Here is a 12,459-nt window from a genome sequence, read left to right as displayed (position 1 = left end):
GCGCCGGGTTGGGCTACGTCGGAACTGCGCCGACACTCGTTGCACGACACCACGCGGATGGTTGTCGAATCGATCTCGTCGCGGGCGCGGAACCACCCCGATACCGTATCCCCCTCAGCGGCGAAACAGTTCGAACTGGCTGCCGGTTTGACGGCAGAACCAGGTCTTACCCAGCTCTTCTTGACCGAATTTAGCCACCCCATTCGCGACACAGGCTCCGTGAGTGGGGTAGTAGTCAACGGTTTCATCGGCCGCCGCCGAACCGGCCGCGCCGAAGGAGAAGGCCGCGATCATCGCCCCACTGATCAGATACTTCACCATGACGGGGAGTTTATAGCGTGACACTACTGCGCCGCGCCTGAAATACGTTGGCCAGGTGCAGGTTCCGTCGGTGTCGAGGACAAGGTGGCCGAAGAAGGACTGTGTTGACCGTGACAGCACGGTTGTTTTCGGAGTTGTGGCATTGATTGCAGGGCTGGCGTGGAGTACCTGCCGCGACAGGTCCTCCACGGAGTGATCACGGGTCGGCTCAGCGCGGCCGAACGGCGCCTGGTGGGGGTCGGCGGCCAGCAGGACCCGGTCGTGGATGCGGATGCCCGCGCCGCGACGGACCGGCGCCTGCAGCGACAGGTGCCCCTACTTGCTGACACCGCGGCGGCCGTAACCAGGGCGGGTGATCACGATCAACCCGCCGGCGATCCGCCACGACAGCAGATCCCGGGCCGCCAGTCCAGCGCCGTCAACACGGCTTTGTCGATCACGCGGCCGTTGGCATCGACCGGGCGGATGCTGTGCACCGCGGTGCTCGGCGGGTGTTTCTCGACAACGCCCAGAGGCGGACCAGGTGCACCAGCAACCGATTGATCGCCCACGGCGCGGTCGACCGTCGAGAAGGACGGAAGCACTGGTAGAAGTGTGTCCTCCGTCGCATCCTGGCCCGGCTGGAGAACTTGTCAGGCTGACGGGCTGAGGTTGTTCATGATCAGGCAGAGAGTGAACGCGAAGCGGTCGGGCTCGGTGCCGGAGGTCAGCTCGGCGGCATAGCGCCGGGCCTGCGGAAACGTGCCGGCGGGCAGCGCGGTGAACCGGCGCACCAGCTCCGCGCGGCTGACTACGTACTCCTGATCCGGGTATTTCCGGCGGTGCTGGACCAGTGACTGTTCCAGGGCGTAGGCGCTGACGTACAGGGACAGTGCGTCCAGCGTCCAGGCGGCAATCCGGGGTTCGATCCCGCCCGCGAGCAGGCTCGCGAACATCCCCTCCCGGCCCCGCAACGCCTCGAGGTTGGTGGGAACCATGGCCAGTGCGGCGCGCGAGACGCCGGGGTATTCCAGGTACTGGTCGCGGATCTCGGTGAACACGTCGAGCAGCTGACTGCGCCACGTGGGCCGGGTCCGGTTCGGGAATTACGATCGCTGCGCTGAGCCTGCTGACGGGGACGGGTGAGCCTGCTGCTCGGCGCGATGCGCTTCCGTACCCCGCCGAAGGAGGCGGCCGAGGCGCTGGCACCCGAGGTGACCCTGCCCGATATGCGCGACTACGTGCGCTGGGCCACGATCGTGCCGCCGAACGGCTCACTCGGCGCCGCGACCCCACAGGAGGCCGTGCTGTCCAGGATGCCGGGCCGGCACCCCGACCTACGGGCGCTGATCGAACAGGCCGATACGGACAACAGCAGCCTGCTCTCCATCCGAGTGGTCGAGCCCGGCGAACGCTGGGCGCCCGGTCCGGTCACGCTGCTCGGCGATGCCATCCACGCCACCTCACCGACCGGAGGCAACGACGCCAACACCGCCTGCGCGACGCCGACCTGCTCCGCCGCTGCCGCACCGGCGGCCGCGACTCCTCGGCGCGATCGGCGACTACGAGCGCCAGATGCTCGAATGCGGCACCGAGGCCGTCCGCTTCAACCTCAGGCGCTGCCCGCCATCGCCCCGCAGACAGAACCGACCTGACACAAACCGAAGGTGTGCTGACTCTGGCTGACCTCGAAGCCCCATCCGGACATGGGTAAGGCAATCCGTGGGCCGCACGGTGACGATGCATCCAGATTCTCCGGCTAACGCTCTTCGACGGAACTGCGCCCTACCGCGCACTCTGCCGCCGCGTCGGCGGTAGCTGGTGGATCTGCGTCGATAGGCCGAGACTGTAATTGCCTGCCCGCGCCATACGGCACGCGACCACACGGGTCGCGCTCGCCTCGGAACCGCCAGATCGGGCGAGGTGCGTGGGTCTCCGCCTATCGACATAAAGGAGGCTGGAAATGAATCACTCAGAATTGGACCCGACCTTCTATCGGAGCGCAGCGGAGGCGGCGGCCGCGCCACCGGAGCGGCTCGCATACGTTGTTGCGTTCGACCGCGCGGCACAGAAGCCAGATGCGCTGTCAGTAATCGATGTGGATCCGGGCTCGGCTACCTACGGCCGGGTGGTGGGCTGGACCGAAGTACCCCACCTGGGCAACGAGCTGCACCATTTCGGTTGGAACGCCTGCAGCAGCGCGCTGAAGCACGAGGGCCACCAGATTGAGGGACTGGCTCGGCGGTACCTGATCGTGCCGGGTCTGCGCTCGTCGCGCCTGTACGTGTTCGACACCCAGCCCGACCCACGCCAGCCCACCCTGTCCAAGATCGTGGACAGCTCCGAGCTCGCGGCCAAGGCCGGCTACTCCCGTCCACACACGCTGCACTGCGGGCCGGACGGTGTGTTCATGACCTGCCTCGGCGGGGCGGACGGATCGGACGGGCCGGGCGGGATCGCGCTGCTCGATCACGGCACGTTCGATGTGCTGCGGCAATGGGAGACCGACCGTGGGCCGCAATACCTGGCGTACGACGCCTGGTGGCATCTCAACCAGAACACGCTGATCAGCAGCGAGTGGGGCACCCCGGCCATGATCGAGAACGGGCTGAACCCGGAGCTGCTGCTGGCCAACAAGTACGGCCACGCGATCCACTTCTGGGACCTCAGCGCCGGTCGGCACCAGCAGCGGATCGATCTCGGCGAGCGATACCAGATGGCACTCGAGCTGCGCCCGTCGCACGATCCGGACGCCGCTTGGGGGTTCGTCGGCGTGGTGATCTCGACCGAGGATCTGTCGGCCTCCGTGTGGCGTTGGCACCGCGATAGCGGCGTGTGGGCGGTCGACAAGGTGATCACCATCCCGGCCGAGCCAGCCGATCCCGACCTGCTGCCGCCGGCACTGAAACCGTTCGGCGCGGTGCCGCCGCTGGTCACCGACATCGACCTGTCGGTCGACGACGCATACCTCTACGTCTCGTGCTGGGGTACCGGGGAGCTGAAACAGTTCGACGTGCGCGATCCGGCTGACCCGAAAGAGACCGGGTCGGTCCGGCTCGGCGGGATCGTGGGCCGCACCGCCCACCCGGCCGCGCCGAACCAGCCGCTTGCCGGCGGCCCCCAGATGGTCGAGATCAGCCGTAACGGTCGGCGGGTCTACCTCACCAACTCGCTCTATGGCGCATGGGACGACCAGTTCTACCCGGATGGGGTTGGCGCCTGGATGGCCGTGATGCGCATCGGTCCCGACGGCGGAATGACCATCGACGAGTCGTTCTTCCCGCACGACGAGGACTTTCGAGGTCTGCGGGTGCACCAGGTGCGCCTCCAGGGCGGCGACGCCTCCTCCGACTCCTACTGCTACCAGTAGTCGGGTCGAGCGGGGACCCCTGGATCTCCACCGCGTATGCCCGGTCGGCGAAGTGTCCCACACGTTCAACCTCGGACACGCTGTTGGCGCTAGGACATCGTCCCCAGAGGTGCTCGCCGAAAGCCCCAGCGCCTTGGGGTTTGAACTCAGCAGCCTCGTCGGTGTAGCGGGAGGATCGTCGTGTCGGTTGGCATGCTCGGCCGGGCTGCTTCTGGGTGGTCAGCAACGCGAAGTCGACGTGGTTGTTCTGTTCTGCCGCCCGTGGTCTCGAGCCGGATTATCAAGAGCCATCCTCTGCCGCGCCGGCACGAACAGCGTCGGTTTGTCCTATTCGCAGGCGATGCCGTCCTTATCGCGGTCCAGTTCTGATCTGTAGCCGGGTTCTCCCCGCCGTAGCGGCGCGGCGCCCGCGGCCTTGGCGGCGGCGCAGTTGGAGTAGTAGACGCTGGGAGCTGCCGGTCGCGGTGGCACCGGCACGGCCGGCGCCGGAGGTGTCGGTACCACTGCCGCGGGCGGGGCAGGCGCGGTTGCCTCTGAGCCATCTACCAGTCCCGACGATGAGACCGCACGTCTGACACCTCGGAGTCGCTGTGCTGGACACGGGTTCGCCCTCACTTCGCGCGGAGCTGGGCGCGGACGGTCGGTGTCCGTCCCTGTCGGTGATGTCCGGCCAATCCAGCTTCGCGTGGAATCGGAGGGGAGGGTTGGATCGGTCTCGTGTCCCAACCCTCTTGGCCACGCCTGCAGATTCCGCGGCCGCGCAATCGCACGGCAACCCATCAGGCGCGACTGCCTCGCGCTCGATGGGTTGCCCGCCAGTGCCGGCGTCATCAGCCATGTTCACCAGCATTCGACGCCCGGCATTCCGCTGGCCATGCTCAGCGACGCGGCGATCTCGGCATGGGCTTGCCTGGGGGAGCGACCAAAACGGGCCCTATGCGACCGTTCCGCGCGCGGAGTGAGCGCGCGGCTTGGCGCGCGACTGACCTTGCGCCGCACCGCCGTTGCGACGGCCGCCGCCTTGGCGCGGTCCGCCGCTGCCCCTGCGCGGTCCGCCAGTGCTACGGTGCGCTCCGCTGCCGCTGCGGCGGTCGTCTTCCCGTGCCGCCCGGTCGCTGTAGGAGGGCGCGACGAATGGGGCGACCGTGCCGACGAGCTCGGCCACCACGGGCGAATCGGCGGTGACTCGTTGCGGGGTCACAGTGATCTTGGCCTTGCGCATGAGGTCGGCCAGGTCGCGTCGTTCGCCGGGCAGCACCAGGGTGATCACTTCACCGGAGTTGCCTGCCCGCGCGGTACGGCCCGAACGGTGCAGGTACGCCTTGTGTTCGGCGGGCGGATCAACGTGCACGACCAGTTCCACACCGTCGACGTGCACGCCGCGCGCGGCCACATCGGTCGCCACCAGCACCAGGGCATCACCGGCGGCGAAGACCGCGAGGTTGCGGTCGCGGGCGCCCTGCGAGAGGTTGCCGTGCAGATCGACGGCCGGGATTCCGGCGAGGGTCAGCTGCTTGGCCAGCTTGCGAGCCTGATGCTTGGTGCGCATGAACAGGATTCGCCGACCCGAGCCCGAGGCGAGCCGGTGTACGACCTCACGCTTGGCTTCGACGCTCGCGGTTTCGAAAACGTGATGGGTCATGGCGGCGACCGGGGAGTTCGCCTCGTCGACGGAATGCAGCTCGGCATCCGGCAGGAAGCGGCTGACCAGCTTGTTGACGCCGTTATCCAGGGTGGCCGAGAACAGCAGGCGCTGACCGTCATTCGGGGTGGCCGCGAGAATGCGGGTCACGCCTGGCAGGAACCCGAGGTCGGCCATGTGGTCGGCCTCGTCGATCACGGTGACCTCGACGGCGTCCAGGGAGATCAGACGTTGGTTCATCAGATCCTCGAGCCGGCCGGGGCAGGCGACGACAATGTCGACACCGGCGCGCAGCGCCCGGACCTGCCGGTTCTGCGGGACCCCACCGAAAATCGTGGTGACCGTCATGCGATAGGCCGCGGCGAGGGGTTCCAGCGCGGCCGTGATCTGGGTGGCCAATTCCCGAGTCGGCGCCAGCACCAGGCCGGTCGGGCGGCTCGGTGCGCGCCTACCGGCGAGACCGCGGCCGAGACGGTCGACCATCGGGATGGCGAAGGCGAGCGTCTTGCCGCTGCCGGTCCGGCCACGGCCCAGCACATCACGTCCGGCCAGCGAATCGGGCAGGGTGTCGGTCTGGATCGGAAAAGGTTCGGTGATCCCGGCGCGAGTCAACGCCTTCACCAGCGGTGCGCTCACACCGAGCGCGGCGAAAGAGATGTCAGCAGAACTCATAGATGTTGCGGTGCCTTTCGGACATCAGGTGGTGCCCGAGCCGTCTGTGGACCTTCGGGGTCCGCGCCGGGGGCACGAAGTGGCGAGATTGCCGATGGGCAAAATCGATCGCCGTAAGAAGAGCGGATGCGGCAAGCGCTGGTTGCGAAGCGAATGCGATCTACGACGCTTGGCGTGACATGTCACGCACTTGATCAACAATAGCCTGTGATGGGCGGTTCGTACTCATCGGGTGAGGTTTCTCGCTTCTGGCCAGGGCTGGGTCGCCAGGCTCGTGTTCGAAATCTCCACCCGCGATCAGCTCCCGAGGCCCCGCATGACGCGCTTACCGTCGCCGGGCGCGAGCAGATCTTCCTCGACAAGGCTTCCGGCAAGCTTGCGTCTCCTCCGGAACCGGACAAGGCGCTGGTGGTGGCCACTTCGCGGACCGTCCAACGCCACCGTCATCATCGACAAACTCGAGGCCCTGCGACTGATCGAGTGGCAAACCCACCCCACTGACCGCCGGGCCGAACAGTCGACACTCACGTCCGAATGCGCCGAACTCCGGAAGAGTGGCCGTGGCGCTGGCGGCCTCCGACCCGGACGCTGCTCGTGCGGCCGTGCGGGCGGTCCTCGACTGGATGTCCGGCGCATGACTATCTGTGCCAAACACTGAGGGTTCGATCTTTACCGCATCGGGCACGGCGCTGATCCGCTTATCGCGCCCGCGTGCGGTGTGTGTTCGTCGCGAATGGCTTTCCGCCGCTGGTCATTACGCGGGAACACCGGAATCGGAGTGCACTGCTGATGCCGAGGGTGTTGACCGCCGCTCGGGTCAATGGCGCGCTGGTTCGATGTCGAGCGCGCGTTGAAGCTGGCTAGCCCACCAGCGCAGGTGAGCGGTCGAGTCTTGCGCTGCCGCGCCGGTGAGGCCGGCGCTCCGACGGAAATCGACCCCGTAGAGGGGCTCGGTTGCCATCGCCTGGTGGAGGGCGGCGACCGCGAGCCGTGTCTCGTCGAGGGAACTTCCGGGAGGCCGACTCCGATGCAGGGCGTCGACGACCGGGTCGAGCATGCCGCCACCGCGGTCGCGCCAACCCGCCGCGTGCAGCGCCACCGCGAGTTCGCCGTAGCCGCCCCGATACACGGACTCGAGCGACTCGACGAGCTCGAGGACATCGGTGCCATGCTCCAGCCATGCGGCGATGACGTCGTGGAGCGCGGCTCGAAGCCGACGTCCACCATGGCGAAGGAGTTCGGCGAGCAGCTTCTCGCGATTGCCGAAGTGGTGGGAGACGCCGGCGTCGGTCATGCCGACCCGCGCTGCCACTGCGCGCACCTGTACAGCGGCGACGCCTCCCTCGGCCAGCAGCGAAGCCGCGGCATCGAGGATCAACCGACGGGCTTCGTCCGGTGGTCTGCGCGTTCTCGAATTGCTCACCCCGGAATCGTACCTTGACTAGCCAAGGTTTCACTGCGTATCGTTACCTCGACTGCTCAAGGTAAATCGGAGAAGGTATGTCGATGGTCGAAATCATGGTGTTGAGAAGGAGATTCGGCACCGAGGTGGATCGGCGATGACAGACATGACCCTCACGCTGCCCGACGTCACACTTCGAGCCACGGTGACCGGCGCGGGCCCCACGGTCCTGCTGCTTCACGCGGGCCGAGAGCGTCGCGACGTCTGGGCGCCGGTCACGGAGGGGATGACCGAGTGCGGACTGCGGACGGTGGCCTTCGATCTGCGCGGGCACGGCGAGAGCTCCGGGCGGGCGACCGCATTGCGGGTGATCGCCGACGACGTGATCGAGATGGTGGTTCGCGAACCGGCGCCGATCGTCGTGGTGGGCGCCTCCCTCGGAGGGTTGGCCGCCGTCGCCGCCCTCGCGGAGTCGTCCGTCGCGCAGCGTGTCGTCGGCCTCGTGCTCGTGGACGTCGTCCCCGATATCGATGCGGATCGCGCCCGGCGCTGGCTCGACGACCACGGACTCCTCGCCCGCGATACCGAGCTCGTCGACGACATTCTCGCGTCCCGCTCCGAACTCCACGCGATCATCGCGGCATCGGACCTGCCCATCCTGCTCGTGCGGGGAGGACCACGGTCTCCGCTCGGCGACGCCGACGTGGACCGGCTCCGCATGACCAACCGGCGTGTCACCGTTACCCGCGTACCGGACGCCGGGCACCTCGTCGCTCGCGACGCCCCTGCGGAACTCGCGCGCATCGTTTCGGCGCACGCCACCAAGTGGCTCGGGACCGACGACGTCGTCCGCCGCGCGTTCGAGCTACAGCGCACGCTCGGCGCCGAGCAGATCGATCACCCAGGCGGGACCCTGTTCGAGCACCTTCGCCGGGTGCACGCCCTCACGGTCGAATGGAACTCAGCGCCACGAACCCGGCTGGCGTCGATCTGCCACGCGTCATACGGCACCGATGGGTTGCCGCATGCCCTGCTGCCGATCACGGATCGCCAGCGGCTGGATCACGTCATCGGCCCCGACGCGGCGGCGCTGGTATACCTCTACGGCGCATGCGATCGCTCGCGCACCTACCGCGAGCTCGGCCGACGGCCCTTGCCCGTGACCGACAGATTCAGCGGCGGCTCGAAGACGATCGGAGGAACGGAACTCCGTGATTTCGCCGTCCTGACCATCGCAAACGAGCTCGACGTCGCCCGCCACGCCCGGCTGGCACCGTCCATTCGCAGCGATATCCGTGACCTCGTCGCCGCGCTGGCTGTGTACGCGCCGGTCGAGGCGGCGGTAGCGCTTGCCGATGAAGCGCTCGCTCGAGCGAGCGTCGAGTGAGCCCAACCGGCTGCTCGAAGCCGTCTGGGTGCTCGGCGAGATTCCGTCCTCGACGGCGCCGGCACCGCAGCTGAGAGGCGCACGCTGGTGCCTCGCCGACTTGTTCGCCGACCGGCTCTCCTCCAGGTGAAATCGCGCCTCGAGCATATGGCCGACCTCTTCGGCTCGGATCAGCGCGCGGCGTGACTGCAGTGTGATTCCGTCCCACGTGCCGTCGGCAGCTCCGAAGCAACTCTCTGCGAGCCGGTTTGCCGCCGGTAGGGCGATAGACGAGCTTGGTGCCGCGTCGATGGCGCCAGTTCGATCAGGCCCAGACCTGATGAGCGCCGGGAAGGGCGGGTGGGGTCAGGGCGATGGTCTGGGGCCGGGGGAGAGCATGGCGACAAACGATCAACCGCGGAAATGTCGTTCGCGACGCGGTGACGGCGGTCGGCAGGCGGCCTTTGACATGGCGCAGCAGCTGAGATCGGGATCGGTGGCATTGGACCGTGAGGTTCCGGCGTTGTTCGATACCTGGAAGGGGAGTGCCGCCGATACTTATCGCGAGGGGAGGGATGACAGGACGGCGCGGTGAAGGCATGGGACGCGCTCTGCGCGACCTGGTGCGCGTCAGTTCGGCAGCCAGTTCAGCTCGTGCGCCAGGGTTTTGGCGACGGCACGGATGCGGCGGTGTAGCGGCGACTGCTCGCGTGGGAGGACCAGGTGGAGCGTCAGGCTGGGCGCGCCCCGCAGCGGTCGCCAGGTGAGACCGGCTGGTTGTGCCGTGACCGCGGTTTCTCCGGCCGGGGCGAGGGTGAGCCCGTCGCGTAGGTCGCGCTGAGACATGTCGAAAGAGACTGCGAGCGTGTGGAATCGGGGGGTCGGCCGGATCTCGCGGAAAAGTGCGGACAGCTGATCGTGGATCACGGGATTGGCCGCGCGGTCGGGGAGTCGCAGCGGATACGCGGCCGCATCGGCGATCTCGATCTCCGGATGTTCGGCCAGCGGATGATGCTGTGCCAATTGGACCCCGACGCGCACACGCCGCAGCAGGAACCGGCGCACGCCACGACCCGGCTGTTCACCGCGGGTGATCCCCGCATCGATGCGGCCGTCGGCGACCGCGGGAGAGATCTCCGGTGTCGCCATCGGGACCGCGCCGACCTCGAGTCCCGGGCTGCTGCGAATGAGCCTGTCCACCAGGGCCGGTGCCGTCTCGGCCCCCGCGCTGAGGCTGTATCCGATGCGGAGCGTGCCCAGTTCACCGGCCCCCGCATTCCGGGCGATGTCCCATGCCCGGTCCAGCGCCGCCAGCGCGGGCGGCGCGGACTCCGCCAAAGCCGCACCGGCCGTGGTCAATACGACGCTACGCGTGTTGCGAACCAGCAGGGCAGTACCGAGTTCCGCCTCCAATCGGCGCATCCGGGCGCTGAGTGCGGGCTGTGCGATCCCGATCCGTGTGGCCGCGCGGGTGAAGTTCAACTCCTGCGCCAGCACCAGAAAGTACCGCAGGCTCACCGTATCCGGCGCCACATGCCCTCCCCGCCGATTGATAACGATCCGTTCTGAGTCTATCGCGTACCGGTCTTTCCCTCGACCGCGCATCAAGCCCTAACCTGCGCATATGACGATTCGGCTGACCGCAGTACCCGTCGCCGGGATCGATCGATCTGAATATCGACTCGAAGTCGGACGTGTCCGGCCGAACACAGGAGGTTTCCATGGCTAAGGGCTACTGGGTCAGCGTCTACCCCGCCATTTCCGACCCTGAGAGGCTGACTGCATACAACAAGCTGGCCCGTCCGGCTGTCCAGGCTGGGGGCGGGCGCGTCCTGTCCCGTAGCGGTCGAGTCGTCGCCCACGAGGCCGGAATCACGCAACGCGTAGTTCTGATCGAGTTCGACAGCTTTGAACAGGCCGTCGCGGCATACGAGAGCGAGGCATACCAGAAGGCGCTGGTGGCCCTACCCGACGGCATCGAGCGCGACTTCCGCATCATCGAAGGCATCGACTGACCGGCGGGCCCAGCCATCGCTGAGCATCCGTCACCTGTACAAACACGGTGCTGAACGAGGTTCAACGAAAAGAGCTTCGCACCGACCTCGGTGCGAAGCTCTTCACAAACAAACGCGAGCGCGCGGAATCAGATGGCGCGGACGTCCTGGGCTTGAGGACCCTTCTGGCCCTGTTCCACCGAGAACTCGACACGCTGACCCTCGTCGAGGGATTTGTAACCCGAGCCGCTCACGGCCGAGTAATGCACGAAGACGTCCGGGCCGCCTCCGTCCTGAGCGATGAAGCCGAAGCCTTTTTCACCGTTGAACCACTTCACACTGCCTTGAGCCATGCTGTAAACAACTTCTTTTCTGTAGTGAGCCGAGCAAATTCTTGGTGAAAAGCCCGTACTCAACCTCTCACTATGCCACAACCGTCGCCGTTCGCTCGCCTCACGCAGTGATCGGAGGGCCGGGCCTACGGGCTGCGGACGGCTGAACGTCACGCCGAGACCGACCGCCGCAGACGATTCCCGTCCCGGCGCCGACCCGTGCGGGTATTCGCCCCGCTCGGCAACCCCGCGAAGCGGGACTTGTCCTCGGATGTGGACCGCGGGACCGCAGCCGGTCACGCCGGGTGTGCGGCGGGCTGGCGGGACCAGGCCGTGCTCTGCACTCCCGATCGATGCGGGGTACCGGAGAACCGAACGATTCCCAACACCTCACACGGTCCGCAGTCAGCGTGGATGCGGTGTTTTCGCCGGGGTGTGGTGAGGGTATGTCGCCGATGTAGTGCTGTCCGCGTAGAGGCCGGTACTGAGCGAGCGGAAGGAGGGGTGCAGAGTGGGAATTTCGACACTGGATCAGGCGCGCGCCAAAGGCGCTGTTGTCGAGTGGGATCTCGAGGTTGTGTCGTTGGGGCAGCTGCGGGCTGCGGTGCGGCGCCTGCTCGCCCCGCTCGCCGGTATCGGGGTGGAGGACGCGGTGCAGGTGTGTGACGAGTTGGCCGGCAACGCTGTCGTGCATGCCCGCGCCCCGCGTGGTTGCCGGTTGATGGTGGCCGACCACGGCGGCTGGTTGCGTGTGGAGGTCGACGATGCTTCGCCCGTGCCTGCGCGGATCCGCCGACCGGATCACACGGGTGGGCGCGGGTTGATCCTGGTCGATCAGCTGGCCACCTGCTGGGGTGTGGACTACCACGGCGGCGGCAAGACGGTGTGGGCCGAACTCGGCACCCGCGGCCCCGGCTGATCGGAGCTCAGCTGCCGTGGTCCGGCGCGGGCGGGTTTTGCCGGGTGAGTTCGGCGTTGAGCTCGTGGGCTTGGGCGAGTTGGTCTTCGAGGACGGTGATGCGGCACGCTGCCTCTAGCGGTGTGCCCGCATCGACCAGCGCGCGGACCCGCGCGGCGATCCGCAACTGGGAGCGGGAGTAGCGGCGGTGCCCGCCCGGTGAACGCTGCGGTGTCAGCAGGTCGGCGGCGTCCAGGCCGCGCAGGAAGGCGGGGGTGACGCCGAGGACTTCCGCGGCCCTACCCATGCTGTAGGCGGGGTAGTCCTCGTCATCCAGCCGGTCGGCGGCACTGGAAGCGTCGGTCGGGTCGGTGGGGTCGTTCGATTGCTGCACAACACCTCTGGGGTCAACGTCGTCAGGCCCCGGCGCGTGGTGCGCCGGGGCCTGGGATCGAGGGGGTTTTCACGTCGATCCCGCCGGTC

General features: G+C 67.5%; 12 protein-coding genes and 1 pseudogene. 5 read left to right on the top strand and 8 right to left on the bottom strand.

What is annotated here, in order from left to right:
• Nucleotides 1-114 precede the first annotated feature (114 nt).
• Nucleotides 115-321 (bottom strand): hypothetical protein, encoded by a 207-nt coding sequence (locus ACIHAX_RS16410; RefSeq protein WP_364425452.1) that lies wholly within the window; start codon nt 319-321, stop codon nt 115-117.
• A gap of 632 nt (nt 322-953) precedes the next feature.
• Nucleotides 954-1,391, bottom strand: a pseudogene (locus ACIHAX_RS16405) (TetR/AcrR family transcriptional regulator C-terminal domain-containing protein); the annotation flags it as partial.
• A 51-nt stretch (nt 1,392-1,442) separates the two neighbouring features.
• Between ACIHAX_RS16405 and ACIHAX_RS16400 the strand changes: the two are divergent.
• Both ACIHAX_RS16400 and ACIHAX_RS16395 read left to right on the top strand, forming a co-directional pair.
• The gene (locus tag ACIHAX_RS16400) at nt 1,443-1,955 is read left to right on the top strand and encodes a hypothetical protein (RefSeq protein WP_397278268.1); all 513 of its coding nucleotides are present in this window, start codon (nt 1,443-1,445) and stop codon (nt 1,953-1,955) included.
• 308 nt (nt 1,956-2,263) lie between these two features.
• Nucleotides 2,264-3,670 (top strand): selenium-binding protein SBP56-related protein, encoded by a 1,407-nt coding sequence (locus ACIHAX_RS16395; protein WP_397278266.1) that lies wholly within the window; start codon nt 2,264-2,266, stop codon nt 3,668-3,670.
• A 327-nt stretch (nt 3,671-3,997) separates the two neighbouring features.
• Here ACIHAX_RS16395 and ACIHAX_RS16390 read toward each other — a convergent pair whose 3' ends face one another.
• The 3 genes from ACIHAX_RS16390 to ACIHAX_RS16380 form a co-directional block, all read right to left on the bottom strand.
• Nucleotides 3,998-4,450 (bottom strand): excalibur calcium-binding domain-containing protein, encoded by a 453-nt coding sequence (locus tag ACIHAX_RS16390; protein ID WP_397278409.1) that lies wholly within the window; start codon nt 4,448-4,450, stop codon nt 3,998-4,000.
• Between the two features lie 154 nt (nt 4,451-4,604).
• Entirely contained in the window at nt 4,605-5,984 is a 1,380-nt protein-coding gene (locus tag ACIHAX_RS16385) for a DEAD/DEAH box helicase (RefSeq protein ID WP_397278264.1), read from the bottom strand.
• 817 nt (nt 5,985-6,801) lie between these two features.
• Nucleotides 6,802-7,362, bottom strand: coding sequence for a TetR family transcriptional regulator (locus ACIHAX_RS16380; protein WP_379252323.1), 561 nt, complete (start codon nt 7,360-7,362; stop codon nt 6,802-6,804).
• Nucleotides 7,363-7,543: 181 nt separating this feature from the next.
• Here ACIHAX_RS16380 and ACIHAX_RS16375 point away from each other — a divergent pair, with 181 nt between their 5' ends.
• Nucleotides 7,544-8,773 (top strand): alpha/beta fold hydrolase, encoded by a 1,230-nt coding sequence (locus ACIHAX_RS16375; protein ID WP_397278262.1) that lies wholly within the window; start codon nt 7,544-7,546, stop codon nt 8,771-8,773.
• A gap of 609 nt (nt 8,774-9,382) precedes the next feature.
• Here ACIHAX_RS16375 and ACIHAX_RS16370 read toward each other — a convergent pair.
• The gene (locus ACIHAX_RS16370; protein WP_364425466.1) at nt 9,383-10,285 is read right to left on the bottom strand and encodes a LysR family transcriptional regulator; all 903 of its coding nucleotides are present in this window, start codon (nt 10,283-10,285) and stop codon (nt 9,383-9,385) included.
• A 188-nt stretch (nt 10,286-10,473) separates the two neighbouring features.
• On the opposite strand from ACIHAX_RS16370, the gene ACIHAX_RS16365 reads away from it, so the two are divergent.
• Nucleotides 10,474-10,767 carry a DUF1330 domain-containing protein gene (locus tag ACIHAX_RS16365; RefSeq protein ID WP_364425468.1) on the top strand — a complete coding sequence of 98 codons (294 nt, stop codon included), beginning with the start codon at nt 10,474-10,476 and terminating at the stop codon, nt 10,765-10,767.
• Nucleotides 10,768-10,895: 128 nt separating this feature from the next.
• Here ACIHAX_RS16365 and ACIHAX_RS16360 read toward each other — a convergent pair whose 3' ends face one another.
• Nucleotides 10,896-11,099, bottom strand: coding sequence for a cold-shock protein (locus tag ACIHAX_RS16360; RefSeq protein WP_067806012.1), 204 nt, complete (start codon nt 11,097-11,099; stop codon nt 10,896-10,898).
• Between the two features lie 490 nt (nt 11,100-11,589).
• On the opposite strand from ACIHAX_RS16360, the gene ACIHAX_RS16355 reads away from it, so the two are divergent.
• Nucleotides 11,590-11,997, top strand: a complete 408-nt coding sequence (locus ACIHAX_RS16355) for an ATP-binding protein (protein ID WP_355078079.1) — start codon at nt 11,590-11,592, stop codon at nt 11,995-11,997.
• A gap of 7 nt (nt 11,998-12,004) precedes the next feature.
• Here ACIHAX_RS16355 and ACIHAX_RS16350 read toward each other — a convergent pair whose 3' ends face one another.
• Nucleotides 12,005-12,370, bottom strand: coding sequence for a MerR family transcriptional regulator (locus ACIHAX_RS16350; protein ID WP_364425473.1), 366 nt, complete (start codon nt 12,368-12,370; stop codon nt 12,005-12,007).
• Nucleotides 12,371-12,459 lie beyond the last annotated feature (89 nt).

This window comes from Nocardia sp. NPDC051929 (assembly GCF_044548645.1).
GTDB lineage: Bacteria > Actinomycetota > Actinomycetes > Mycobacteriales > Mycobacteriaceae > Nocardia > Nocardia sichangensis.
This window is presented reverse-complemented; position numbering and strand designations above follow the sequence as displayed.